Genomic DNA, 26,009 nt, shown 5'->3' with positions numbered 1-26,009 from the left:
GCCTTCATGGTGAACCTCCTCGTTCTGCGGAAAGCGCCGCGAAGGCCTCGTCGACCAGGCGCGGCAGTGCCCCCGTGTCCCCGCCGCGCACCCAGGCGGTCTGCGCGGCGATCAGGGCCCCGGCGCCCGCGCCGACCAGGACGGCGGGGCGCAGGTCGGTGTCGGGGTCGGTGCCGAGCCGGTCGGCGACGATGCGGACGGAGTCCTCCTGCGCTTCCACGCGGGTGTGCTGGAGCGCGGCGTAGAGCGTCGGCTCCTGTTCGGCGAGGCGCAGCAGGTCGAACACGCGGGCGCTGCGGTGCCAGGCGGGGGTTTCCGGGTCGGCGAGCCAGTCCCGTACGGCCCGGTGGTAGGCGGTCAGCGGTGGTTCACCGGCGGGCCGGGCGCGCAGGGCGCGGTTGATCCGGTCGGCGTCGGCACGGAGGCAGTCCACGACGGCGCTCTCCTTGCCGGTGAAGTGGCGGCTGAAGGTGCGGCGGGTGACGCCGGCGCGGGCGGCGATCTCCTCGACGGTGACGGCGGCGAGTCCGCGGTCCAGCGCGAGGGCGAGGGCGGCGGCCGCCAGCCGGTCCCGGGTGCGGCGCGCGGCTTGCGCCTTACGGTCCGGTTCGGGCGCTTCCTCACTCATATATGCACGGTACACCCACATGTGTCCCCATGGGACACATGTCCCGCGGGGACACCGGGAAATGGGTGTGAACCGTACGACAGCGCGCCCGACCGGGAGGGAAGAACCGCAGGTCAAGGCCGCGCGAGCGGCTTCGGCGGCGGCGACCCGTCTCAGATAGTAGGAAGCCCAAGTAATTGTGCAGACATCACGGCCCGGCTGTCCTAGCTTTGTAGGAGCCGAACGTCTCGCTTCATCCAGCGATGGCGGCTCCGGCCGGCGCGCACGCCCAGGCGACCCCTGGCGCGCCAGGCCCCGCCCGCTCCGGCGACGTATTCCGCCTTCTTTGGCATCTCGGGGATCGAACTCACGATTCTTAAGGAGAGACGTAGCCATGGCCGAAACCGCTGCCCCCGCCCGCAGGATCCGCCACCGCGTGCGTACGTCCGGCGAGACCGACCGCAAGAACGCCGCCGCCGCCCTCCAGCGCGCCCTGGACCGCCGCGACAACGGCGGCGTGACCGGCCACTGAACGCACCACTGCCCCCTCCCGGCCGCGGGAGGGGGCAGTGGCCGTGCGCCGGGGCGTCAGCCCATGTGCGGGTAGCGGTAGTCCGTCGGAGCGACCATCGTCTCCTTGATGGCGCGCGGCGACATCCAGCGCAGCAGGTTGAACTTCGAACCCGCCTTGTCGTTGGTGCCCGAGGCGCGGCCGCCGCCGAAGGGCTGCTGGCCGACGATCGAGCCGGTCGGGCGGTCGTTGACGTAGAAGTTGCCGGCCGCGAAGCGGAGCTTCTCCGAGACCTCGGCGACGACCTCGCGATCCTTGGCGATCACGGCGCCGGTCAGCGCGTACGCCGAGGCCGACTCCATCTGCTCGACCGTGGCGTCGAAGTCGGCGTCCTCGTAGACGTGGACGGCGATGATCGGGCCGAAGTACTCGGTCTTGAAGACGTCGTTCTCCGGGTCGGAGCAGGCGATGACGGTCGGGCGGACGAAGTAGCCCACCGAGTCGTCGTACGTGCCACCCGCGATGATCTCGCACGCCGGGTCGGCCTTGGCGGCGTCGATGGCGGCCTTGCTCTTGGCGAAGGACCGGTCGTCGATGACGGCGCCGATGAAGTTCGACAGGTCGGTGACGTCACCCATGGTCAGGCCCTCGACCTCGGCGACCAGCTCGTCCTTGAAGCCGGACTCCCAGGTGGAGCGGGCGATGTAGGCACGCGAGGCGGCCGAGCACTTCTGGCCCTGGTACTCGAAGGCGCCACGGGTGATGGCGGTCTTCAGGATCGCCGGGTCGGCGGTGGGGTGCGCGACGATGAAGTCCTTGCCGCCGGTCTCGCCGACCAGACGCGGGTAGGAGCGGTACTTCTCGATGTTCTGGCCGACCTCCTTCCACAGGTACTGGAAGGTCTTGGTCGAACCGGTGAAGTGCACGCCGGCCAGCTCCGGGTGCGGCAGCGCGACCTCGGAGACCTCCTTGCCGTCACCGGTGACCAGGTTGATCACGCCCTTGGGCAGCCCGGCCTCCTCCAGCAGCTGCATCAGCAGCACGGCGGAGTGGGTCTGGGTCGGGGACGGCTTCCAGACCACCACGTTGCCCATCAGGGCCGGGGCGGTGGGCAGGTTGCCGGCGATCGCGGTGAAGTTGAACGGCGTGATCGCGTAGACGAAGCCCTCCAGCGGGCGGTGGTCCAGGCGGTTCCAGACACCGTTCGGCTGCATCGGCGGCTGCTCCTGGAGCAGCTCACGCGCGAAGTGCACGTTGAAGCGCCAGAAGTCCACCAGCTCACAGGGCGCGTCGATCTCGGCCTGCTGCGCGGTCTTGGACTGGCCGAGCATCGTCGAGGCGGCGATCGTCTCGCGCCACGGGCCCGACAGCAGGTCGGCGGCCTTCAGCAGGATCGCCGCACGGTCGTCGAAGGACATCGCGCGCCAGGCCGGGGCCGCGGCGAGGGCCGCGTCGACGGCCTCCTGCGCGTCGGCCTTGGTGGCGTTGGCGTACGTACCCAGCACGGCCTTGTGGTTGTGCGGCTGGACGACGTCGAAGCGCTCGCCGCCGCCCATCCGCTTCTCACCGTTGATCGTCATCGGGAGGTCGATGGGGTTCTCGGCGAGCTCCTTGAGCTTCGCCTCCAGGCGGGCGCGCTCCGGGGAGCCGGGGGCGTAGCCGTGCACCGGCTCGTTGTACGGGGCGGGGACGTGGGTCACAGCGTCCATGGCGGCCGTGTCTCCTTCTGTCGGGTGCGGGTGCGAAGTCTGTGGGGTCCGGGCCGGCGGCGGGACCGGCCCGGGCGGGCTCAGCTGCGGGTGAGCACCGAGCGGGCGAAGAACGCGAGGTTCGCGGGGCGCTCGGCCAGCCGGCGCATGAAGTAGCCGTACCAGTCGGTGCCGTAGGCGACGTAGACGCGCATACGGTGGCCCTCGGCGGCGAGCCGCCGGTACTCGCCCTCCCGGATGCCGTAGAGCATCTGGAACTCGTAGTCCTCGTACTTGCGGCCGGCGCGGAAGGCGAGGTCCTGGGCGATGGCGACCATACGCGGGTCGTGCGACCCGACCATCGGGTAGCCCTCGCCCGCCATCAGGATCTTCAAGCAGCGGACGTACGCCTTGTCCACCTCGGTCTTGTCCTGGTACGCGACGGTGGCGGGCTCCTTGTACGCGCCCTTCACCAGCCGCACCCGCGAGCCTTCCCCGGCCAGCGCGCGGCAGTCGTCCTCGGTACGGAAGAGGTAGGACTGCAGCACCGCGCCGGTCTGCGGGAAGCGTTCACGGAGCTCGCCGAGGACGGCGAGGGTGGAGTCCACAGTGGTGTGGTCCTCCATGTCCAGGGTGACCGTCGTGCCGATCTCGGCGGCGGCCTCGACGACCGGGGTGACGTTCTTCAGGGCCAGCTCGTGGCCGCCGGGCAGGGCCTGCCCGAAGGCGGAGAGCTTGACCGACATCTCGGCCCGGGTGCCCAGGCCCAGCGGCCGCAGGCCCTCGACCAGTTCCAGGTAGGCGTCGCGGTTGCGGAGCGCCTGCGCGGGGTCGGTGATGTCCTCACCCAGCACGTCCAGGGTGACCTCCAGGCCGGCGTCGGCCAGGGAGCGGACGGCGGGGACGGTGTCGCCCAGCGTCTCGCCCGCGATGAAGCGGTCGACGACGGGGCGGGTGACCGGCGCGGCCGAGACGAGACGGCGCATCTTGTCGCTGCGCGCTGCGGCGAGGATCACGGGACCCAGCACGGGGCACCTCCACGGTTCACGGATGACAGATGCCGAGCGTGCGGGGCGCGCCGGCGGGTCGAGCCACCAGAAACGTAAGTTTCACGGTACGTCGGTAGCCATCGACAGCTGTCACGCCTTCGTGTCCGGGATCTCAGACAGATGTATGAGAATGTGCCGTGACACCTGACGCAGAGGTGACCGGAGAGGAGCCAGGCGGCGACATGCCAGGGGACTACGAGCAGCTGGTGGACGAGATCTCGGCGGCGCTCGGCGCGCCCGCGACGCTGGAGGACCGGGACTTCCGGCTGATCGCGTTCGGCGCGCACGAGGGCGACGACGACTCGATGATGGACCCGGTGCGGACCCGGTCGATCCTGCAGCGCCGGTCCACGGCCGCCGTCCGCGCCTGGTTCGAGGGGTTCGGCATCGCCCGCGCCAAGTCCGCGCTGCGCATCCCGCCCGACCCGGCCGCCGGCGTGTACAAGGGCCGCATCTGCCTGCCCGTACGCCACCGGGGCATCGTGCACGGGTACGTCTGGCTGCTGGACGACGGGCACCTCAGCAACCTGGAGCTGGGCGGGCGTGGCACGCCGCCCGATCCGCGCATCGAGCAGGCGATGGAGGCCGCCACGCGGATCGGCGCACTGCTGGCGGCCGAGGCCCGCGCCGGTGCCGAACTGGGCGATCTGCTGCGGGAGTTGCTGGTGAGCGGCGCTTCGGAGCGGCAGGCCGCGGCGGCGGCGCTGCGCGGCGCGCTGCGGCCCGGCGCGGCCGAGGCGTCGCTCGCGGTGGTCGCCGTACTGCCCTGGGACACCTCCGACACCGACGTGGCGCCGCTGCCCGGCCTGCCGGGGCTGCTCGCCGCGAGCGCGATGCCGCCGGGCGCGGCCGGGGCCACGGGCACCGATGAGCGCCCCGGCGGGCCGCCCGGCGCGGGAGCGCGGCCGGGCGCCACCGGGCACACCCTCGCGGCCCTCGTGCGCCTGCGGACGGCCGGCGGGCTCGCGCCCGCGCACTCGGCGGCGGAGCACCTGCTGCGTTCCCCGCGCGCGGGCGCCGGGGCCGCCGCCGGCATAGGGGCGGCGCGCGAGGAGCTGTCCGACCTGCCCGGCGCCTGGCGCGAGGCGCTGGCGGCGGCGCGCGCCGCGCACGCCGAGCCGCGGCTGGGCCCGGTCGCGCAGTGGGACGCCATCGGCGCGTACCGGCTGCTGACGGGCCTGCCGGTCGGCACATCCGATGAAACGATTCGCCCGCTACTCTCCCCCGCCCACGCCGAACTCGCCCGCACCGCCGAGGCGTTCCTGGACTGCGCCGGCCAGGCGAGCCGCACGGCCCAGTCGCTCGGCATCCACCGGCAGACGCTGTACTACCGCCTGGGCCGCGTGGAAAAGCTCACCGGCCTGGACCTGGACGAGGGCGCCGACCGACTGCTGCTCCACATGGCGCTGAAGTCGGCGCGGCTGTAGCGCACTTGGCGCCGGGACCCGTTCCGTAACACCGGGAAACATCCGTGTCATCGCGCAAGCGGGTGCAGGTAACACGCGATTCCTAGGGTCCCCGCCATGGACACAGGGCTGTACTCCGAGGCGGACACCGCACCGGCCGCGCCGCGCACCGGACGGCCGGCCACCGACCACGCGGCGAAGGAGACGCTGGAGGACTACACCCTCCGCTTCGCGCCGCGCAGTTACCGCCGCTGGACGCCGATGGTCGTGGCGACCACCGCACTGGGCGGCATCGCCTACCTCGCCGACTTCTCCATCGGCGCGGGCATCGGCCTCGCCCACGGCACCGGCAACGCGCTGGCCGCGATCCTGGTCGCCGCCGTGGTCATCTTCGTGACCGGCTTCCCGCTCGCGTACTACGGCGCCCGCTACAACATCGACCTGGACCTGATCACCCGCGGCTCCGGCTTCGGCTACTACGGCTCGGTCCTGACCAGTGTCATCTTCGCCAGCTTCACGTTCATCTTCTTCGCCACCGAGGGCTCGATCATGGCGCAGGGCCTGAAACTCGGCCTCGGCCTGCCGCTCTGGCTCGGCTACCTGGTGTCCACCCTGCTGGTGATCCCGCTGGTCGTGTACGGCATGAAAGCGCTCAGCAAGCTCCAGGTGTGGACGACACCGGTCTGGCTGCTGCTGATGATCGGTCCGCTGGTGTACCTCGTCGCCACCGACCCCGGTACCGTGCGGGACTTCCTGGCGTACCCGGGCACGTCCGGCGACGGCGGCCTGGACACCGCCTCCGTGCTGCTGGGCGCGGGCGTCTGCCTGTCGCTGATCGCACAAATCGGCGAACAGATCGACTACCTGCGCTTCATGCCGCCGAAGACGCGGGCCAACCGGCGCGCCTGGTGGACCGCCGTGATCATGGCGGGGCCCGGCTGGGTGGTGCTCGGCGCGCTGAAGCAGGCCGTCGGCATCTTCCTCGCCGTGTACGCGCTCGCCGAGGTGGCACCGGCAGCCGCCGCCGAGCCGATCCAGCAGTTCAAGGGCGCCTTCGAGGCGATGCTGCCGCCGTGGCTCGTCGTACCGCTGGCCGTGGTCCTGGTCGTCATCAGCCAGATCAAGATCAATGTGACCAACGCGTACTCGGGCTCGCTGGCCTGGACGAACTCCTTCACCCGGGTCACCAGGCGCTACCCCGGCCGGATGGTCTTCGTACTCGCCAACCTCGGCATCGCGCTGATCCTGATGGAGGCCGACATGTTCAGCTTCCTCAACGCCGTCCTGGGCTTCTACTCGAACTGCGCCATCGCCTGGATCGTCACCGTCGCCACCGACATCTTGGTCAACAAGTACCTGCTGAAGCTCTCCCCGCACGCCCCGGAGTTCCGCCGCGGCATGCTGTACGCGGTCAACCCCGTCGGCGTGGTGGCGTTCACCGCGGCCTCCGGGCTCTCGATCGCGATGTACTTCCACGCCCTCGGCGACACCCTCCAGCCGTACTCCCCGGTCGCCGCCGCGGTGCTCGCCTTCGCCCTCACGCCCCTGATGGCCGTCGTCACCAAGGGCCGGTACTACCTGCGGCGGACCGAGGACGGAATCGCCGCACCCCCGCTGGACGCGGACGGCAACCCCAGCGCCGTCACGTACACCTGCCACGTCTGCCGGCAGGAGTTCGAGCGCCCCGACGTGGCCGCCTGCCAGGCCCACGACGCGGTGGTCTGCTCCCTGTGCCTGAGCACCGACCGGACCGGCGCGCACGTCCTGCCCGCCGCACCCGGCACGGCCTGACCGCGCGCGACGGAGCGACGCCTGCCCGTGCTGAGCCGGGCAGGCGTCGCGTGCGGTGCGGCGAGCGGAGAACCGCCTTGGATCACCAGGCGTGCCCCGTGTCCTCCTCGCCGGTCTCCTTGGTGCCCTTCATGCCCGTCCGGTCCGTCGGCCCCGTACGGCCCTTGCCGCCGGCCGCCGGGGTCGTGCCGTCGTCGAACTCCAGCTGCTCCCGGCGGACCTCGGTCGACACCTCCTGCTGCTCGGTGACCCGGTCGGTCTCCAGCCGGACCCGCTCGTAGGCCACCGTCTCCTTGCTGACCACGGGCTCCTCGCGGTGCAGCGTGATGTCGTACTCACCGTCCTCCAGCTTGGCCGGCCTGCCACCGGTGCGGCGGGCCTCGTCCTCGGGGATCCGCTCCCGCGTGATGCGAGCCTCCTCGTGGCTGACCGGCACGGTCTGGCTCACGTTCTCGGTCACCACATGCTTCCGCAGGTGCGCGTGGCCGCTCTCGTGCTCCTCGACACCGAACCGGGCCCGCTCCTCCGAGAGCGTCATCTCAGGATTCTGCTCCTTGGCGCGGTCCGCGTCCGAGGCACCGCCACGCGACATGGCCATGCCCCCGGCGCCCGCGCCGGCCAGCGGCCGGTCGGCCTCGGGGCGCGTGTGCTGCCCGGCCATGCCGGCCGCACCCGCGGTGCCCATGCCGCCCGCGGCGGCCGCGGTCCCCATACCTCCGGTCTGCCCCGTGCCCATGTTGCGGTCCATGCCGCCGCGGCCCGACCGGGTCAGACCGTAGTGCCGGTACAGACGCTCCTCCTCCGACGGTTCCAGGTGACCGTCGGCGTCCATGCGCGGGGCGTCCTTGATCTGCTCCTTGGTGTGCGGCACACGCAGACCGTCGTCCGTCCGCGTACAGCCGGCCAGCGGTACGAAGGTCTCCTTCGTACCGAACAGCCCGGTACGCACCGTGATCCACTCCGCCTCATTGGTGGCGTCGTCCCGGTAGACCTGCTGGACAGTGCCGACCTTGTTGCCGTCGGCGTCGAAAACGGTCAGCCCGGCCAGGTCATGAGGGGTGTCACCCAGAGGTGCATTCATGGCGTCTCTCCTTTCGCGCGCGCCTGCAGGAGAGGCACGCACCACTCCCATTGCGCACCCCATGGAGCCGCGCAGCGAGTCGGGAGCACCTGGGCGCCGTGCCGGCCACCGGTCCGTACCGGTCCCGAAGCCGCTCCTGAGGGCGGAGCGCGGCACCCGCCGGCACCGCGCCCCACCCCCCGGCGTTACTCCGTTCGAGTGAACGCCTCTGTGGCTCAGCTTCCGCTGCCGTACGGGCGGGTGATCAGCTCCATGTAGTGGCCGTCCGGGTCGGCGAAGTACACACCGCGTCCGCCGTCATTGGTGTTGATCTCGCCGGGGAGCTTGCGGTGCGGGTCGGCCCAGTACTCCAGGCCCAGCTCCTTGATGCGGTTGAAGCCGCGGGTGAACTCGTCCTCGCCGACCAGGAACGCGTAGTGCTGCGGGGTGATCTCGCCGCTGTCCTGGGCGAAGTCGAGGGTGACGCCGTTGTCGGTCGCCACGGGGAGGAAGGGGCCGAACTCGGGCTGCACCTCCAGCCCGAGGATGTCCGCGAGGAACTCCGCCGACCGCTTCCGGTCGCTGGCGTGGATGATCGTGTGGTTCAGCTCAACTGCCATGGTTGGCCTCCCTGTTCGTCTCTGTCGAGCCTAGGAGGCGCGGGCTGCGGGGCGTATCGTCCATAGGTCTTACGCCGGGGGCCGGAGGGGGGGTCAGGACTGGGGGCGGAGGGGGGCTCAGGACTGGGGGCGGAGGGGGGGCTCAGGGCTGGGGGCGGAGGGGGGCTCAGGCCTTCCGTTCCCTGGCAGGGCCCCTCGCTTTCCCATCCCTGGCAGGGCCCCTCCCTCTCCCCAACCAGCGGAAGAGCTCCCGGTGGCGAGACCCCCTCCCCCGCCTCCACCACACATACCGCGAAGATAACGGGCCCCCGGCGTCCCGCGGGGCCCCTGTGGACAACTCATGAACGCGTCGAAGGGCCCGGACGGAACGCATCCGTCCGGGCCCTTCGCTCGGGCTGCCGAGGGCGTCAGTCGGTCAGGTTGACCGTACGCGCCGAGGTGGCGCCGATCTCGTCGGCGATCTCGCCGAGCACCGGGGCCGCGATCGTGTCGTCGACGGTCAGCGCGACCAGCGCCTCGCCGCCGACGTCGGCACGGGAGACCTGCATGCCGGCGATGTTGATGCCGGCCTCGCCCAGGATCCGGCCGAGCGTGCCGACCACGCCGGGACGGTCGCTGTAGCGCAGGAAGGCCATGTGGTCGGCGAGCGCCAGGTCGATGCTGTGGTCGTTGACCGCGACGATCTTCTGCTGGTGCTTGTGGCCGGCCAGCGTGCCGGAGACCGAGATCTCCTCACCGTCGGCGAGCGTGCCGCGCACCGTCACGACGTTGCGGTGCTCGGGCGACTCGCTGCTGGTCGTGAGGCGGACCTCGACGCCGCGCTCCTGCGCGAACAGCGGAGCGTTGACGTACGACACGGTCTCGTCGACGACGTCCTCGAAGACGCCCTTGAGCGCGGAGAGCTCCAGCACCTTCACGTCGTGCTGGGTGATCTCGCCGTACACCTCGACGTCCAGGCGGACCGCGACCTCGCCCGCGAGCGCGGTGAAGATCCGGCCCAGCTTCTCGGCCAGCGGCAGGCCCGGCTTCACGTCCTCGGCGATCACGCCGCCCTGGACGTTGACCGCGTCCGGGACCAGCTCGCCGGCGAGCGCCAGGCGCACCGAGCGGGCCACCGCGATACCGGCCTTCTCCTGCGCCTCACCGGTCGAGGCGCCCAGGTGCGGGGTGCACACGACCTGGTCGAACTCGAAGAGCGGGGAGTCGGTGCAGGGCTCGGAGGCGTAGACGTCCAGGCCCGCGCCGGCGACCCGGCCCTCCTTGAGCGCCGCGGCGAGCGCGGGCTCGTCCACGATGCCGCCGCGGGCCGCGTTGACGATCCGGACGGACGGCTTGACCTTGTGCAGCGCCTCGTCGCCGATGAGGCCGACGGTCTCCGGGGTCTTGGGGAGGTGGACCGTGATGAAGTCCGAGACCTCCAGCAGCTCGTCCAGGGAGAGCAGCTTGACACCCATCTGGGCGGCGCGCGCGGGCTGGACGTACGGGTCGTACGCCACGACCTTCATGCCGAAGGCGGACATGCGCTGGGCGACCAGGACGCCGATGCGGCCGAGGCCGACCACGCCGAGGGTCTTCTCCGCCAGCTCCACGCCGGTGTACTTGCTGCGCTTCCACTCGCCGTTCTTCAGCGCGGCGTTCGCCTGCGGGATGTTCCGCGCGGTGGCGACCAGCAGGCCGCAGGCCAGCTCGGCAGCGGTGACGATGTTGGAGGTCGGCGCGTTCACGACCATCACGCCGGCCTTGGTGGCGGCGGAGACGTCGACGTTGTCCAGGCCCACGCCCGCGCGGGCGACGACCTTGAGCTTCTTCGCGGCGGCGATGGCCTCGGCGTCGACCTTGGTCGCGGAGCGCACCAGGATCGCGTCGACGTCGGCGATGGCGGGGATCAGCTCGGCGCGGTCCGCGCCGTTGCAGTGCCGGATCTCGAAGTCCGGACCGAGCGCGTCGACGGTCGCGGGGGAGAGCTCTTCGGCGATGAGTACGACAGGTTTGCTGGCAGGAGCAGTGCTCACGTGGTCTTCAGTCCTCACTAATCCTTCGCGGACGGCCGTCCCGACGGCCGAAGGCGGTGAAGGGGGCAGCCGCGTGGAAGACGCACGACGTTGTGAGCCTGACGCGCTTGTGGTCAGCAGTGTAGTGGCGTTCCAGGGCTCATCCTTCGCCGGAGCGGAAGGATCACCCGTGCGTGGTTCTACGCAGTGGACAAGGGAGTGGCGCAAGGGGCCGTACCGCACCGGTACGGCCCCTCGGCCATGAGGCTTACGCCTCCTCGTCCACCCAGCTCATCAGGCCACGCAGCTTCTTGCCGGTGGTCTCCAGGAGGTGGTCGGCGTCGGCCTTCTTGTACTCGTTGTACTTCGGCAGGCCGGCCTCGTACTCCTTCATCCAGGTGTTGGCGAAGGTGCCGTCCTGGATCTCGGCGAGGACCTTCTTCATCTCGGCCTTGGTCGCCTCGTTCACGATCCGCGGGCCGGTGACGTAGTCGCCCCACTCGGCGGTCTCGGAGATCGACCAGCGCATCTTCTCCAGGCCGCCCTCGTACATGAGGTCCACGATCAGCTTCAGCTCGTGGAGGCACTCGAAGTACGCGATCTCGGGCTGGTAGCCCGCCTCGACCAGGGTCTCGAAGCCGGCCTTGACCAGCGCTGCGGTGCCGCCGCAGAGCACGGCCTGCTCGCCGAACAGGTCGGTCTCGGTCTCCTCGGTGAAGGTCGTCTTGATGACGCCGGCGCGGGTGCCGCCGATGCCCTTGGCGTACGAGAGGGCCAGCGCGAAGGCGTTGCCGGAGGCGTCCTGCTCGACGGCGGCGATGCAGGGCACGCCGCGGCCTTCCTCGTACTGGCGGCGGACCAGGTGGCCCGGGCCCTTCGGGGCGACCATGCAGACGTCGACGTTGGACGGGGGCTTGATGAAGCCGTAGCGGATGTTCAGGCCGTGACCGAAGAACAGGGCGTCGCCGTCCTTGAGGTTGTCCTTGACGGACTCCTCGTAGACCTTGGCCTGGATCGGGTCCGGCACCAGGATCATGATGACGTCGGCCTCGGCCGCCGCCTCGGAGGGGCTGACCACGCGCAGGCCCTGCTCCTCGGCCTTCGCCTTGGACTTGGAGCCCTCGTGCAGGCCGACGCGCACGTCGACGCCCGAGTCGCGCAGCGACAGCGCGTGGGCGTGGCCCTGGCTGCCGTAGCCGAGAACCGCGACCTTACGGCCCTGGATGATGGACAGGTCGGCGTCGTCGTCGTAGAACAGCTCGGCCACTTCGGGTATCTCCTTGGTACTAGCTGGTGCCCACAGACTATGCCGGGGCTCGGGGATGAAAGCTCAGGGTCTCGCCATGCGGGCAGGGTCCGCGGGCGAGGGGGTGCGTTCCGGCCGTGGCGGGGTGCCCCGGCCGGAGGACGCGGATCAGGCGGAACGGTCCAGGGCCCGCAGCGAGCGGTCCGTGATGGACCGGGCGCCGCGCCCTATGGCGATCGTGCCGGACTGCACCAGCTCCTTGATGCCGAACGGCTCCAGCATCTTGAGCATGGCTTCCAGCTTGTCGGCGCCGCCGGTGGCTTCGATGGTGACGGCTTCCGGCGAGACGTCCACGGTCTTGGCGCGGAACAGCTGGACGATCTCGACGATCTGCGAGCGCGTCTCGTTGTCCGCGCGGACCTTCACCAGGACCAGTTCGCGGTGGATGGCCGAGGACGGCTCCAGCTCGACGATCTTCAGGACGTTGACCAGCTTGTTCAGCTGCTTGGTGACCTGCTCCAGGGGGAGCGACTCGACATTCACGACGATGGTGATGCGTGAGATGTCGGGGTGCTCCGTGACACCGACGGCGAGTGAGTCGATGTTGAAGCCGCGGCGGGAGAACAGCGCGGCGATCCTGGCCAGGATACCCGGCGTGTTCTCCACCAGGACGGAGAGCGTGTGCTTGGTCATGTGCTCGGTCTCTTCTCTTCTGTCCTGGCCGGTCAGTCGTCTTCGTTGTCGCCGAAGTCGGGGCGCACCCCGCGGGCGGCCATGACCTCGTCGTTGGAGGTGCCGGCGGCGACCATCGGCCAGACCATGGCGTCCTCGTGGACGATGAAGTCGACGACGACGGGGCGGTCGTTGATGGCGTTCGCCTTGGCGATCACGGCGTCCAGTTCGGCCGGGTCCTCGCAGCGCATCGCCACGCAGCCCATGGCCTCGGCCAGTTTCACGAAGTCCGGGCAGCGGGTGCCGAGGTTCGGCTTCTCGGCCGCTTCCGGTCCGGCGTGCAGCACGGTGTTGCTGTACCGCTGGTTGTAGAACAGCGTCTGCCACTGGCGGACCATGCCGAGCGCGCCGTTGTTGATGATCGCGACCTTGATCGGGATGTTGTTCAGCGCGCAGGTGACCAGTTCCTGGTTGGTCATCTGGAAGCAGCCGTCGCCGTCGATCGCCCACACCGGGCGGTCCGGCTGTCCGGCCTTGGCGCCCATCGCGGCCGGGACCGCGTACCCCATCGTTCCGGCGCCGCCGGAGTTCAGCCAGGTCGCGGGCTTCTCGTAGTCGATGAAGTGGGCGGCCCACATCTGGTGCTGGCCGACGCCCGCGGCGTAGATGGTGTCCTCCGGCGCGAGCTGGCCGATGCGCTGGATGACCTGCTGCGGGGAGAGGCTGCCGTCCTCGGGGAGGTCGTACCCGAGCGGGTAGTGCTCGCGCCAGCGGTTCAGGTCGTTCCACCAGGCGGTGTAGTCGCCGGTGCGGCCGGCCTCGTGCTCGGCCTGGACGGCCACGATCAGGTCGGCGATGACCTCGCGGGCGTCGCCGACGATCGGCACGTCGGCCTCGCGGTTCTTGCCGATCTCGGCCGGGTCGATGTCCGCGTGCACGATCTTGGCGTACGGCGCGAAGCTGTCCAGCTTGCCGGTGACGCGGTCGTCGAAGCGGGCGCCCAGCGCGACGATCAGGTCGGCCTTCTGCAGCCCGGTGACCGCGGCGACCGTACCGTGCATGCCGGGCATGCCCAGGTGCTGCGGGTGGGTGTCGGGGAAGGAGCCCAGTGCCATGAGGGTGGTGGTGACGGGGGCTCCGGTCAGCTCGGCGAGCACCTTCAGCTCGGCGGTCGCGCCGGCCTTCATGACGCCGCCGCCGACGTAGAGCACCGGCCGCCTGGCGGCGGTGATCATGCGGGCCGCCTCGCGGATCTGCTTGGCGTGCGGCTTGGTCACCGGGCGGTAGCCGGGCAGGTCGGTCTGCGGCGGCCAGGAGAAGGTGGTCTTCGCCTGCATGGCGTCCTTGGCGATGTCCACCAGGACGGGGCCGGGGCGGCCGGTCGAGGCGATGTGGAACGCCTCGGCGATCGTCTTGGGGATGTCGGCCGGGTCGGTCACCAGGAAGTTGTGCTTGGTGATCGGCATCGTGATGCCGCAGATGTCCGCTTCCTGGAAGGCGTCCGTGCCGATCGCGGCGGAGGCGACCTGGCCGGTGATCGCGACCAGCGGGACGGAGTCCATGTGCGCGTCGGCGATCGGGGTGACCAGGTTGGTGGCGCCGGGGCCCGAGGTGGCCATGCAGACGCCGACCTTGCCGGTGGCCTGCGCGTAACCGGTGGCCGCGTGGCCCGCGCCCTGTTCGTGGCGGGCGAGGACGTGACGGACCTTCTTGGAGTCCATCATCGGGTCGTACGCCGGGAGGATCGCACCGCCGGGGATGCCGAATACGGTGTCGGCCCCGACCTCCTCAAGAGAGCGAATGAGGGACTGCGCGCCCGTGACGTGCTCGACGGCGGTGGGCTGCTGTGCCCCGCCGGTACGGGCCCGCGGCTGCGGATGGTGGGCCCCGGAGGCCTGCTCGGTCATCTGCGTCTCTTCTCGGAGGTGAGGGTTTTGATGGGGTTTGGCGGTGCTGGTGCAACAAAAAACCCCTCGTGCCGTCAGGCAAGCGAGGGGAGCGCGTCGGTGCGTTGCGCCGGGCTATGTCATGGCCCGGCTTCAGCCGACGCGCTGTCCAAGTACGAGAATTCGGGTGCGCATGGCTCCGACCTTCCCCCCGGCGCACCAGGGGTGTCAAGTGGGTGGGACGGAGGTCTCACTATTTGAGCGCAACGGGGGATGGCTGATCGCGTCGGGACCGGCCGGCACCTCGCTCGCGCCGAGCCGCCGCGGCAGCTCCCCGAGCCGCCCCGCGCCGCCCGCCTCCCGCGGCGGGCCGGCCCGCCGGGCGGCCGGCACGGCGCTGCTCAGCACCATCTCGCGGCTCTCGGGCAGCAGGCCGGGCACGGGGTAAGCGCCGATGGTCAGCGCCCTGCGGAGCCGGTGCTCGTCCAGCGGGCCGGAGAAGGCCATGCCCTGGCCGTGCGTGCATCCCATGGCGCGCAGCGCGGTGACCTGTTCCGGGCGGTCCACGCCGTCGGCGACGGACTGGAGTCCCAGGTCGCCCGCGATCCGCAGCAGACCAGCGGTGATCTTGTGCAGCCGTGCGGACTCCACCACCCCGTCGACCAGGCCGCGGTCCAGCCGCAGCACGTCGATGGGCAGCCGGCGCAGTGCGCTGATCGCCGCGTAACCGCTGCCGAAGCCGTCCAGCGCGATCCGTACGCCGAGCCGCCGCAGGGCCGCCAGACGGCGCTCCAGCTCGTCCAGCGGGATCCGCGGGTCGCTGTCGGACAGCTCCAGCAGCAGCGCCCCGGAGGGCAGGCCGTGCCGCGCGAGTAACGTCTCGATGCTCCTGGGCGGCAGCTTGCGGTCCAGCAGCCGCCGGGCGGAGAGCCGGACGGCGACGCTGACCGGATGGCCCGCGCGGTGCCGCCGCGCCGCCTGCTCGACGGCCTCCTCCAGCTGCCAGCGGCCCAGCTCGGCGGTGCGCTCGCCCTCCTCGGTGGCCGGCCGGCCGCGCTCGCCCACCCGCAGGAACTCGGCGGGGGTGAAGAGGATGCCCTGTGCCGAGCGCCAGCGGGCCTGGGCGGCGACCGCCGTGATCCGGCCACTGGAGAGCTCGACCACGGGCTGGTGCAGCAGCGCGAACTCGCCGTCGTGCAGGGCCGTGCGCAGCTTGGTCGCCAGTTCGGAGCGGCGCACCACGTCGGCCTGCATCTGCGGTGCGTACATCTCCACCCGGCCCTTGCCGGCCTGCTTGGCGCGGTACATCGCGAGGTCGGCGTTGCGCATCAGGGTGGCCGGGGTGACACCGGGCTCGGCGAAGGCCACACCGATGCTGGCCGCGACCCGGACGTCCTGGCCGTCGATGCGGTACGGCTCGGACAGCCTGATCCGCAGCCGGTCGGCGATCTCGTGGACGCGGAACTCCCGGCTCGTGAGGTCGCGGCTGCCGTCGCCCATGATCAGCGCGGCGAACTCGTCGCCGCCCAGGCGCGCGGCGATGTCTCCGGCCCGTACGGATTCGGCCAGCCTGCGCGCGGCCTGGATCAGCAGCTCGTCCCCGGCCTGGTGCCCGATGGTGTCGTTGACCTGTTTGAAGCCGTCCAGGTCGATGTAGAGCACGGCGGTGTCGTGGTCGGAGGAGCGGCGGCCGCTGACGGCCTGGCTGACCCGTTCGGTGAACAGGGCGCGGTTCGGCAGGTCGGTCAGCGCGTCGTGCGAGGCGTTGTGCTGGAGCTGGGCCTGGAGGCGCACCCGCTCGGTGACGTCACGGGAGTTGAAGATCAGGCCGCCTTCGTGGCGGTTGACCGTGGACTCGACGTTGAGCCACTGCTCGCCGCCGGGGCGGCCGCCGCCGGCGCGGAAGCGGCACTCGATGCGGGTGGTGGGCTCCGCCTCGGGGTCGGCGGCGAGGAAGCGCCGTACTTCGTGGACCACGCGGCCGAGGTCCTCGGGGTGGATCAGCGAGGCCAGCTCGGAGCCGACCAGGTCCTCGGCGTCGCGGCCGTAGACACCGGACGCGGCGGGGCTGACGTAGCGCAGGATGCCGGTCGGCGCGGCGATCATGATGACGTCGCTGGAGCCCTGCACGAGGGAGCGGAAGTGGTTCTCCTTCTGGGCCAGCTCCCGGGTCAGGGTGATGTTGTCCACGAGCATGATGCCCTGGCGGACGACCAGGGCGAGCACGACCGTGCAGCCGGTGAAGAGCACGACGTGGTCGATGCGGCGGCCGTCCAGGACGTTGAGCAGGATGCCCAGGGTGCAGACGGCGGCGGCGAGGTACGGGGTGAGCGCGGCCAGCGAGCCGGCGATCGGGCGGCTGCCGGGCGGCACGGCGGAGCGCCGGGTGGCGCGGGTGAAGTCCTCCCCGGGGGTGTCGGCGCCGGAGCGCGCGGCGACCCATGGGGCGTACGCGAGCAGCATGGACCCGGCGAACCAGCCGGCGTCCAGGATCTGCCCGGAGCGGTAGTGCTCGCGCAGCAGCGGCGAGGTGAACAGCGCGTCGCACAGCACGGTCAGCGCGAGCGCCGCGATGGCGGTGTTGATCGCCGAGCGGTTGGCCGAGGAGCGCCTGAAGTGCAGCGCCAGGACCATGCTCACCAGGACGATGTCCAGCAGCGGGTAGGCGAGCGACAGCGCGCCCTGGGCGACCGTCCGGCCCTGGAAGTGGGTGGTGTGGGCGAGCGCCAGGCTCCAGGAGAGCGTGAGCAGCGAGCCGCCGATGAGCCAGGCGTCCAGCCCCAGGCAGACCCAGCCGGCCCGGGTGACGGGCCGCTTGGCGAGCACCAGGAGGCCGACGATGGCCGGCGGCGCGAAGAGCAGGAAGCAGAAGTCGGCGACCGAGGGGCTGGGCACGGGCGCTTCGAGGACGACCTCGTACCAGCCCCAGACGCCGTTGCCGATGCCGGCCATCGCGGAGGAGGCGGCGAAGAGCAGCCAGGCGGGTCGAAAGCGGCTGTGGTGCCTGCGGGCGTACAGCACGCAGGAGACCGCCGCCGCCAGGGCCGCCGCGCTGAGCCCGAAGTCACCCATGATCAGGGCCAGTTTCTCCGAGCCCCAGCCGAACGCCGCGCCGGTGGCGTAGCCGCCGCAGACGACGGCGAGCAGGATCTGCGGGAGGCTGCTCGCGCCCGAGCGGGGCCGGGCCGGCGGGGCGAGCACCGCGCCGGAGGCGGTCACCGTGCTCTCCCCCGCGCCGCCCACCGGCGTGGTCGTGGCGGGCGCGGCCCGCGCCGCGTCCGTATCGCGGTGGGAACGCGCGGAGAGCGCGTGTGCTCAGCGGTCCTCGTCTCGGTGGTGCATCGGCCGTTCATCGCCCGTCGCCCCCCTCGGTTACGGTCGTTCGCTGCGCGCCGCCACGTCCCGGCGCTGGTCCCCGTTCGGGACGATACACCAGTTCCGTCACACAGGGACATAGTCGCTCTACAGAGCGTGACTGGCGCCCGAAGTGGTGGTACGGGACGCAGTCGTACGACTCCGGAGAGCTACGGTCAACCCGTCAGCCGGCGGTCGTGATGACGTTGCGCAGCGGCTCGCCGGCCGCGAAAAGCCGCAGTTGATCACGGAGAAGCCGCTTCGCACGGGGCAGGAATGCAGTACTGGGGCCACCGACGTGCGGAGTGATGAGCACGCCGGGAGCGTGCCACAGGGGATGCGTGGCAGGCAGCGGTTCCGGGTCGGTTACATCGAGTGCTGCCCGGAGCCGTCCCGACTCCAGTTCGGCGAGGAGCGCCTTGGTGTCGACGACACCCCCGCGCGCGATGTTGACGAGCAGTGCGCCGTCCTTCATACGGGCCAGGAAATCGGCTCCGACCAGGCCACGCGTGTCGTCGGTGAGCGGCGTGGCCATGATCACGACGTCGGCCTGAGGCAAGAGGGCGGGCAGTTCGGCGAGTGGAAGCACAGGACCGCGCACGGTGTCACGGGCGGTGCGCGCAATGCGCGCCACCCGCGCACACTCGAAAGGCGTGAGCCGGTCTTCGATGGCACTTCCGATCGAACCGTAGCCCACAATGAGGACGGACTTGTCGGCCAGCGAGTCACGGAAGCCCTGCCGCCACTCCCCCGCGTCCTGGGCCCGGACGAACGTGGGGAGGTCGCGGAGCGCGGCGAGGACGAGCGTGAGGGCCAGCTCGGCGGTGCTGGCGTCGTGCAGTCCGCGCGCGTTGCACAGTCTGGCACCGGCCGGCAGCTGGGGTACGGCGGGGAGCATGTGCTCGATGCCGGCCGTGAGGGTCTGCACGACGCGCACGTTCGCCATTTCGGTCAGCGGGCGCAGGATCCGGTCGGCGGGCTTCATGTAGGGGACGGCGTAGAAGGCGCAGCGGGCGGGATCGGCGGGGTATTCGGGGCCGGCGTCCCAGTGGACGTAGGAGAGGTCCTCGGGGAGCCCGTCGATCTCGGTGGCCGGTATGGGGAGCCAGACGTCGGTGGCGCGAGTGGTGTCTGCGGAAGCCATGGCCCGAGGCTATGCGAAGAGTGCCCCTCATCAGACGTTAGTTTGGTCAGCGCCCTTGACCGGGGCGAGGGGACGGAGGCACGACCAGGTGGAGCGCAGGACAATCGGTGCGGCGGCGCTCGAAGTGGGCGCAATCGGGCTCGGCTGCATGCCGATGAGCTGGGGGTACACCGCGTCGCAGCGGAACGGGGAGAGCTCGGTGCGGACCGTGCACGCCGCGCTCGACCGGGGCTGCACTCTGCTGGACACTGCCGACATGTACGGACCGTTCACCAACGAACTGCTGGTGGGGCGGGCGCTGAAGCAGCGCCGCGCGGAGGCGTTCGTCTCGACCAAGGTCGGGCTGCTCGTCGGCGAGCAGCACATCGTCGCCAACGGCCGCCCCGGTTACGTCAAAAGGGCCTGTGACGCCTCGCTGCGCCGCCTGCAGACCGACCACATCGACCTCTACCAGCTGCACCGCGCCGATCCCGAGGTGCCGATAGAGGAGACCTGGGGGGCGATGGCGGAGCTGGTGGCGGCCGGGAAGGTCCGGGCGCTCGGGCTGTGCGCGGTCGGCGCGCGGGCCCCCAGGCGCCGCGGTGCCCGTACGCACGACACCACCTTGCGCCAACTGGAGCGCGTCCAGCAGGTGTTCCCGGTCAGCAGCGTGGAGGCGGAGCTGTCCGTGTGGTCGCCGGAGGCGCTGGAGGCGCTGCTGCCGTGGTGCGAGACGCGCGGCGTGGGCTTCCTCGCCGCGATGCCGCTGGGCAACGGCTACCTCACCGGCACGCTCACGCCGGGCCAGGGGTTCGAGCCGGAGGACATGCGGGCCCGGCACCCGCGCTTCACGGCGGAGATGATGGCCGCCAACCAGCCGGTCGTGGCGGGGCTGCGCCGGGTGGGGGCGCGGCACGGGGTGACGCCGGGGCAGGTCGCGCTGGCCTGGGTGCTGGCGCAGGGCCGGCACGTCGTCCCGGTGCCGGGCGCGAAGAAGGAGCGCTGGGCCATCCAGAACGCCAAGGCCGCCGCGGTACGGCTGACCCGTCACGACTTCGCCGAGATCGCCTCCCTGCCGCCGGCCCGGGGGTCGTGGGACTGAGCGCCCGGGGGCGGCCGGGGCGAGATCCGGACGGCGGGGCGCCGTATGTGGTGTGCTGGTGCGGCCCGCCGACGAGAGGACGCCCGCCGTGCCACGCCGTACCGCGACCGCCGCGCTGACCGCCGCCCTGCTCCTGGCGGCGGGCTGTTCCTCGGGGGACGGCTCCCCCGGCGCGGCCGGGAAGTCCACCGGTCCGTCGCGCGGCGCCACCGGCTCGGCGGCACCGCACAGCACCCCGTCGGCGGCCCCCGCCAAGGGCTCCGTGCAGGTCGTCGACACCCTCACCACCGGCCTGGACTCCCCCTGGGGCGTCGCCGTACTGCCCGGTGGCGACCTCCTCGTGGCGTCCCGGGACACCGGGAAGATCGTCAAGGTGGACGGGGAGAGCGGGAAGAAGACCGAGCTGGGCTCGGTGCCCGGCGTCGCGGCGGACGGCGAGGGCGGGCTGCTGGGCCTCGCGGTGTCCTCGACGTTCGGCGCCGACCACCTGGTGTACGCGTACTTCACCACCGCGTCCGACAACCGCATCGCGCGCATGATCTACAACGACAGGCGGCCGGCCGGCGACCAACTGGGCGCGCCCGACACGGTGTTCAAGGGCATTCCCAAGGGTCACATCCACAACGGCGGGCGGATCGCGTTCGGCCCGGACAAGATGCTGTACGCCGGTACGGGCGAGACCGGCGACGGCGAACAGGCCCAGGACAAGGACTCGCTGGGCGGCAAGATCCTGCGGATGACGCCCGACGGCGAGCCGGTGCACGGCAATCCGTCGGCCGACTCCGTCGTCTACTCCTACGGCCACCGCAACGTCCAGGGGCTGGCCTGGGACGCCGGGAAGCGGCTGTGGGCGTCGGAATTCGGCCAGGACACCTGGGACGAGCTGAACCTGATCCGGCCGGACGGGAACTACGGCTGGCCCGGCGCCGAGGGCAGGAGCGGCGGCGGCTCCTCCGTACGGCCGGTCGAGCAGTGGCGCCCGGCGGACGCCTCGCCCAGCGGCATCGCGTACGCCAAGGGGTCGGTGTGGATGGCCGGGCTGCGCGGCGAGCGGCTGTGGCGCGTCCCGCTGCGGGGGACGGAGCCGGTGGCGGAGCCGCAGGCGTTCCTGGCGGGGAAGTACGGGCGGCTGCGGACGGTGGTCCCCACGGGTGACGGCGGGCTGTGGCTGGTCACCAGCGAGACGGACAAGCGGGGTACGCCGGAGAAGGGCGATGACCGGATTCTGCGGCTGAAGATCACATGATGTCCTTTTTGCGGCGCGCGTGCCTACACTGACCGCAGTGAGCAGGACGCCACGCCAGGGGGTCGCGATGTTCAACCTCGCCGAAGAGCTCTTCGCGCCGAGCCGCAAGCACACCGAGGACGAGCGGCAGAAGCTCTCCCTCGTGGTCACGGACGTCGGTGACGCCGATCCGGGGCGCGGCCCCGTCGACCTCGCCTCCGGGCGGGTGGTCGTCCGCCTGCCGCGCCCGGCGGCCTGAGAGCCTGTGTCATGCCCCCGGCCGTCTCAGGCTGATTCCGCTTCGGGGAACAGCCGCAGCCGGTGCGCCAGTGCGCCCGCCTCGCCGCGTCCCGAGACGCCGAGCTTCGCCAGAATGTTGGAGACGTGCACGCTCGCGGTCTTGGGCGAGATGAAGAGCGCGTCGGCTATCTGGCGGTTGCTGCGGCCCGCCGCGACCAGCCGCAGCACGTCCTGCTCCCGCGGTGTGAGCCCCAGCGAGTCGGGGGTGGCGCCACCGACGGACTCCGCCGCCGGGTCCCCCGCCGGGACGTGCGGCGGGCCTGACGGTGCGGGCGCCGGCGCGGGATCTCCGGGTCTTCGCCCCGGCTGCGCCGCGGCGCCCTCGTGGCGCGCGGGCGCCGCCGTGGCCGTGGCAGCCGCTCCGGTCACCCCCGCCGGTGCCGCACCCGCCGTGATCGCCGGACGCCACGCCCTTTCGGCCCCCGGCCACCGCGGTGCCGCCCCGGCTTCCGGTCCCCGCCCGTCGGCGTCCCCGGGCCCGTCGGTGTCCTCCGCCTCCGCCGGCAGCGTGAGCCGGGCCCGTACGGCCAGCTGGTCGATCTCCACGGCCAGCGGGCCCGCGCCCATCCAGCGGGCCGCCGCCCGCGCGTCGGCGAGCAGCGCCGTGGCCGCCTCGCGGGGGCCGCGGGCCACCGGGCCGGAGGACAGCAGCGCCTCCGCCCAGTGCAGGCAGGCCCAGGCGAGCTCGTACGGCCGCTCGACCTGCCGGAGCGCGGTGACCGCCTCGGCCCAGCGCTCCGGTGACGGCCGTCCCTCGGCCCGCCGCAGCTCGGCCTCGGCCAGCCGGCCGTACGCCTGCCACACCGGGACCGGGCGGGGCAGCGTCTTCACCGCGGCGGCCAGCCGGGCGAGGAACTCGTCCCGGCCCGGCGCCGCGGCGGGCAGCCCCCGGGCGTCCGCCTCCGCCGCGACGGCCCGCCACAGCAGCGGCCAGCCGAAGTTGTACGTACCGAGCGGGAATCCGGCCGTGAGCAGCGGCTCCAGCACGGCGCGCGCCGCGACCACGCCCTCCCGCCGGACGGTGATCTCGTACGCGAAGCGGGTCATGGGGAGGCTGTGCTGGGGTTGGTTCTCGTAGCTGCCGAAGTGGGCCCGGGCCTGCTCCAGTTCTTCGGCGGCGGCGTCGGTGTCGCCGCGCAGCAGGGCGAGATCGGCGAGCCGGGACGCGGCCAGCGCGCGAGTGCGGTTGCCCAGGGCGAGGCGCCGGCAGGCCGCGGCGGCCTCGGCGGCCTCCGCCCAGCGGCCCAGTGACAGCAGGCTCTTGGCGCGGTTGCCGTACACCCAGCCGCGGGAGTCCTTCATGCCGAAGTGGTCGGTCAGGGCGAGCCCGCGCTCGGTGGCCGCCACCGCCTCCTGGGACCGGCCCACCGACTCCAGGTGCGAGGGAAGGTTGGTGCAGCCGCGCGCGACGACGGCGGAGAAGCCGCGCTCCAGGGCGCGGTCCAGCGCCTCCCGGAAGCCGGCCAGGCCGCCGTCCACGTCCCCGGAGGAGACCTGGAGGCCGTACAGCGTCAGGCGGGCGTTCAGCTCGACCTCCTCCTCACCGACCAGGCGGGCCAGCTCCACGGCCCGTTCGGCGGCGGTGAAGGAGTCCGGGCCCGGGGCGTGCAGCGCGCCCCAGGCGGCGGCCTGGGCGAGCACCGCGGCGTGCACCGGGGACGGCGGCAGCCCGCGCACCAGCTCCTGGGCGGCGCCCAGGTCCTCCCAGCCGTCGCCGCGCCCCGTGCTCTCCGCCAGCCGGGAGCGCTGGGTGAGGAACCATGCCTCGCGCAGCGGGTCCTGCTCCCCCGCGAGCGCGCGCAGCGCCCGCTTGGTGACCGTGTAGGCGCGCTCGCGGTCGCCGGAGAGCCGGGCGGCCACCGCGATCTCGGCGAGCAGGTCGAGGTAGCGCAGCGCGTCGTCGTCGCAGCCGCTGGCCGGATACGCCTCGGCGTAGTCCACCGGGCGGACCGAGCGCCGGACGTCCTTGGGCACGTCGTCCCACAGCTCCAGGGCGCGGTCCAGTAGTCGCAGCTGCTCCGCGTAGGCATGCCGGCGGCGGGCGGTGACCGAGGCGGTGAGCACGGCGGGCAGCGCCTTGGCGGCGTCCCGGGCGTGGTACCAGTAGCTGGCCAGGCGCGCCGCGCACGCCTCGGCGCGCACCAGGCCGGGGTCGGCCTCCAGGGCCTCGGCGTACCGGCGGTACAGGCGGGTCCGCTCGCCGGGCAGCAGGTCGTCCTGGACGGCCTCGCGGACCAGCGCGTGCCGGAAGCGGTAGCCCGTGCCGTCGCTGGTGGGCACGAGGGTGTTGCTGCCGACGGCGACCCGCAGGGCTTCGATGAGGCCGTCCTCCGGCAGTCCCGCGACGGCCGCGAGGAGGTCGTGCTCGACGGTGGAGCCGCCCACGGCGGCCGTGCGGATCACCCGCTGGGTGTGCTCGGGGAACGCCTCGACGCGCACCAGGAGGAGGTCGCGGAGCGAGTCGCTGAGGCCGGGCAGGGTGCCGTCGTGGATGCTGCAGGCCAGCTCCTCGACGAAGAAGGCGTTGCCCTCGGACCGCTCGAACACCCGCCCCACCAGGGCCTCTTCGGGCTCGTGGCCGGTGATGCCGGCCATCTGGGAGCGGACCTCGTCGCGGGTGAAGCGGGCCAGCTCGGCGCGCCGGACCGTGCGCATCCGGTCGACCTCGGCGAGGAAGGGGCGCAGCGGGTGGCGGCGGTGGACGTCGTCGGAGCGGTACGTCGCGAGGAGCAGCACCCGGGCGTCGTGCAGGGTGTGCAGCAGGTAGCTGAGCAGCTCGCGGGTGGAGCGGTCGGACCAGTGCAGGTCCTCGACGACGATGACGAGGCTGCGGTCGCGGGCGAGCCGCTCCAGCAGCCGGGCGGTGAGCTCGAAGAGGCGGGCCCGGCCGTGCTCGTCGTCGTGGGACTCGCCGGGGGCCTCGGCCAGCTCGGGCAGGATGCGGGCCAGCTCGCCCTCCTGGCCCGCGACGGCGGCGGCCAGCTCCTCGGGCAGGCGGGCGTGCAGGGCGCGCAGGATCGCGGAGAAGGGGGCGAACGGCAGGCCCTCGGAGCCGATCTCGATGCAGCCGCCGAGGGCGACGAGCGCGCCGGCGGCCCGCGCGGCCGCCGCGAACTCCTCGATGAGCCGGGTCTTGCCCACGCCCGCCTCGCCGCCGATCAGCAGCGCCTGCGGCTCGCCGGACGCCGTGGTGCGCGTCAGCGCGTCGCCCAGCAGGCTCAACTCGCTGCTGCGGCCGACGAACACGCTACTGACGGACCTGGTCTCCACGTCGCAGAGCATCGCACAGGCGACTGACAGTCCGGCACCGAGTTTCCCGGTCACCGGGCGTCCTCAGCGGGCCGTGCCCGTCAGGCCGCGGCCCGGCGGCGGGCCCGTACGGACCAGCCCCTCCTGCGACTCACCCGCCCTCCGGGTTCGTCCTCGGCGGACCGGGCGGCGCGGCGTCCTTCGGCGGCCTCACGGGCCAGCCGGTCCTGGTCGGCCTCCCGGCGCAGCTCCTCGTGGCGGACCCGGTGCTGGACTTCGTAGTAGAGCATGGTGCCCCCTGTGAAGGGCCGCGGGAGTCGGCTCCCACGGCGGCTGAACGGTATGCCGTCAGCCTCGCCGCCTCAGGGGGTGCGCCACATCGGGCAACTTCCCGATCTCCACAGCCGGAGGGGCCTTAGATTCCGCCGCGGTGTCTCACCGTGCGGTCTAAGGCCCCTGCCGTGTTCCGTGTGCGGTCGTACGGGCTCCCTCAGGAACCGCCCGCGCCGAGCTTCGGCGCGGACGCGAACAGGTCGAGGTACATGCCGCCGGCGATCACCAGGCCGAGCACGGCGAGCGCGAACCCGCCCCAGGCGACGGCCTTGGTCCAGGCGGCCTGCGGGCGGCGGAGCAGGACGACGCCGGTGACCACGAGGGCCAGCAGGGCGAAGATCCCGTTGACGAGCGCTGTGGTGTGCCAGGGGGTGGTGTAGACGGCGGCGATCTGGTCCTGGGTCTTGCCGGTCTGCAGCTTGATCTGGCCGAGTACGGTCTGCCGCTCGGCCAGGACCGTGCCGGCCCAGGTGCCGGTCAGGGAGGCGAGGCCGAGCGCGGCACCGGCGACGGCGCCCGCGCCGGCCGCGATGGAGCGCCGTACGGGAGCGGCCTGCCCGGTGACGGGCGCGTCCTCGGGACGCAGCTCCTCCTCGCGGGTCTCCTCCGTGGCGGTGTCCGGCGCGCGGTCCTCGGAGGCCGCGGCCTTCTCCGCCGGTGCGGCGGTCTGCTCCTCGGAGGCGGCCGCCGGCTTCGGGTCGGCGGCCGTGCCGTCGGTGGCCGCTTCGGTCTTCTCGGTGTCGTTCTTGCTCGTCGTGGTACCCATGGGCGCGACCGTAGGGGCCGCGTCTGAGAG

The 26,009-nt window shown here is 72.2% G+C and carries 20 protein-coding genes; 6 read left to right on the top strand and 14 right to left on the bottom strand.

From position 1 onward, the window contains the following. Positions 1–4 precede the first annotated feature (4 nt). Entirely contained in the window at positions 5–628 is a 624-nt protein-coding gene (locus AAC944_RS25745) for a TetR/AcrR family transcriptional regulator (RefSeq protein ID WP_030624413.1), read from the bottom strand. Positions 629–1,001: 373 nt separating this feature from the next. Here AAC944_RS25745 and AAC944_RS25740 point away from each other — a divergent pair, with 373 nt between their 5' ends. Next, positions 1,002–1,139: a hypothetical protein gene (locus tag AAC944_RS25740; RefSeq protein ID WP_196943366.1), complete on the top strand. Its 138-nt coding sequence runs from the start codon at positions 1,002–1,004 to the stop codon at positions 1,137–1,139. Positions 1,140–1,195: 56 nt separating this feature from the next. Here AAC944_RS25740 and pruA read toward each other — a convergent pair whose 3' ends face one another. Both pruA and AAC944_RS25730 read right to left on the bottom strand, forming a co-directional pair. Beyond that, a complete protein-coding gene (gene pruA / locus AAC944_RS25735) occupies positions 1,196–2,827 on the bottom strand; it encodes an L-glutamate gamma-semialdehyde dehydrogenase (RefSeq protein WP_030624415.1) in 1,632 nt (543 codons plus the stop codon). Between the two features lie 80 nt (positions 2,828–2,907). After that, positions 2,908–3,834, bottom strand: a complete 927-nt coding sequence (locus AAC944_RS25730; RefSeq protein ID WP_030624418.1) for a proline dehydrogenase family protein — start codon at positions 3,832–3,834, stop codon at positions 2,908–2,910. 203 nt (positions 3,835–4,037) lie between these two features. On the opposite strand from AAC944_RS25730, the gene AAC944_RS25725 reads away from it, so the two are divergent. Together AAC944_RS25725 and AAC944_RS25720 are read left to right on the top strand one after the other, a co-directional pair. Further along, positions 4,038–5,282 carry a helix-turn-helix domain-containing protein gene (locus tag AAC944_RS25725; RefSeq protein WP_030624421.1) on the top strand — a complete coding sequence of 415 codons (1,245 nt, stop codon included), beginning with the start codon at positions 4,038–4,040 and terminating at the stop codon, positions 5,280–5,282. 96 nt (positions 5,283–5,378) lie between these two features. Continuing rightward, positions 5,379–7,052, top strand: a complete 1,674-nt coding sequence (locus AAC944_RS25720; protein ID WP_030624424.1) for a purine-cytosine permease family protein — start codon at positions 5,379–5,381, stop codon at positions 7,050–7,052. An 82-nt stretch (positions 7,053–7,134) separates the two neighbouring features. Here AAC944_RS25720 and AAC944_RS25715 read toward each other — a convergent pair whose 3' ends face one another. The 8 genes from AAC944_RS25715 to AAC944_RS25680 all read right to left on the bottom strand — a co-directional run bounded on the left by AAC944_RS25715 (position 7,135) and on the right by AAC944_RS25680 (position 19,025). Continuing rightward, positions 7,135–8,133, bottom strand: a complete 999-nt coding sequence (locus AAC944_RS25715) for a PRC and DUF2382 domain-containing protein (protein WP_063760039.1) — start codon at positions 8,131–8,133, stop codon at positions 7,135–7,137. Positions 8,134–8,348: 215 nt separating this feature from the next. After that, entirely contained in the window at positions 8,349–8,732 is a 384-nt protein-coding gene (locus AAC944_RS25710) for a VOC family protein (RefSeq protein ID WP_030624428.1), read from the bottom strand. Between the two features lie 407 nt (positions 8,733–9,139). Next, on the bottom strand, positions 9,140–10,744 hold the full coding sequence (serA, locus tag AAC944_RS25705; protein WP_030623867.1) for a phosphoglycerate dehydrogenase: 1,605 nt from the start codon (positions 10,742–10,744) through the stop codon (positions 9,140–9,142). Between the two features lie 247 nt (positions 10,745–10,991). Continuing rightward, positions 10,992–11,990, bottom strand: coding sequence for a ketol-acid reductoisomerase (gene ilvC / locus AAC944_RS25700; RefSeq protein WP_030623864.1), 999 nt, complete (start codon positions 11,988–11,990; stop codon positions 10,992–10,994). Between the two features lie 147 nt (positions 11,991–12,137). Then, the gene (gene ilvN, locus AAC944_RS25695) at positions 12,138–12,662 is read right to left on the bottom strand and encodes an acetolactate synthase small subunit (protein WP_030623861.1); all 525 of its coding nucleotides are present in this window, start codon (positions 12,660–12,662) and stop codon (positions 12,138–12,140) included. A 32-nt stretch (positions 12,663–12,694) separates the two neighbouring features. Then, positions 12,695–14,548, bottom strand: a complete 1,854-nt coding sequence (locus AAC944_RS25690) for an acetolactate synthase large subunit (RefSeq protein WP_030623847.1) — start codon at positions 14,546–14,548, stop codon at positions 12,695–12,697. 207 nt (positions 14,549–14,755) lie between these two features. Further along, complete coding sequence (locus AAC944_RS25685) at positions 14,756–17,746, bottom strand: putative bifunctional diguanylate cyclase/phosphodiesterase (RefSeq protein ID WP_037773486.1); 2,991 nt, start codon at positions 17,744–17,746, stop codon at positions 14,756–14,758. A gap of 319 nt (positions 17,747–18,065) precedes the next feature. Beyond that, the gene (locus AAC944_RS25680; protein ID WP_030623842.1) at positions 18,066–19,025 is read right to left on the bottom strand and encodes a 2-hydroxyacid dehydrogenase; all 960 of its coding nucleotides are present in this window, start codon (positions 19,023–19,025) and stop codon (positions 18,066–18,068) included. 88 nt (positions 19,026–19,113) lie between these two features. Between AAC944_RS25680 and AAC944_RS25675 the strand changes: the two genes are divergently transcribed. The 3 genes from AAC944_RS25675 (at position 19,114) to AAC944_RS25665 (ending at position 21,590) form a co-directional block, all read left to right on the top strand. Further along, complete coding sequence (locus AAC944_RS25675) at positions 19,114–20,106, top strand: aldo/keto reductase (RefSeq protein WP_030623839.1); 993 nt, start codon at positions 19,114–19,116, stop codon at positions 20,104–20,106. An 88-nt stretch (positions 20,107–20,194) separates the two neighbouring features. After that, on the top strand, positions 20,195–21,352 hold the full coding sequence (locus tag AAC944_RS25670; protein WP_030623836.1) for a PQQ-dependent sugar dehydrogenase: 1,158 nt from the start codon (positions 20,195–20,197) through the stop codon (positions 21,350–21,352). Between the two features lie 37 nt (positions 21,353–21,389). Then, positions 21,390–21,590 carry a DUF6191 domain-containing protein gene (locus AAC944_RS25665; protein ID WP_196943346.1) on the top strand — a complete coding sequence of 67 codons (201 nt, stop codon included), beginning with the start codon at positions 21,390–21,392 and terminating at the stop codon, positions 21,588–21,590. A 26-nt stretch (positions 21,591–21,616) separates the two neighbouring features. Here AAC944_RS25665 and AAC944_RS25660 read toward each other — a convergent pair whose 3' ends face one another. The 3 genes from AAC944_RS25660 to AAC944_RS25650 all read right to left on the bottom strand — a co-directional run bounded on the left by AAC944_RS25660 (position 21,617) and on the right by AAC944_RS25650 (position 25,979). Beyond that, positions 21,617–24,913, bottom strand: a complete 3,297-nt coding sequence (locus AAC944_RS25660; RefSeq protein WP_037773477.1) for a helix-turn-helix transcriptional regulator — start codon at positions 24,911–24,913, stop codon at positions 21,617–21,619. 68 nt (positions 24,914–24,981) lie between these two features. Further along, positions 24,982–25,170 (bottom strand): hypothetical protein, encoded by a 189-nt coding sequence (locus AAC944_RS25655; protein ID WP_030623831.1) that lies wholly within the window; start codon positions 25,168–25,170, stop codon positions 24,982–24,984. 200 nt (positions 25,171–25,370) lie between these two features. Continuing rightward, entirely contained in the window at positions 25,371–25,979 is a 609-nt protein-coding gene (locus AAC944_RS25650; protein ID WP_030623829.1) for a hypothetical protein, read from the bottom strand. Positions 25,980–26,009: the final 30 nt, after the last annotated feature.

This window comes from Streptomyces sclerotialus, from assembly GCF_040907265.1.
Classification (GTDB): Bacteria; Actinomycetota; Actinomycetes; order Streptomycetales; family Streptomycetaceae; genus Streptomyces; species Streptomyces sclerotialus.
This window is presented reverse-complemented; position numbering and strand designations above follow the sequence as displayed.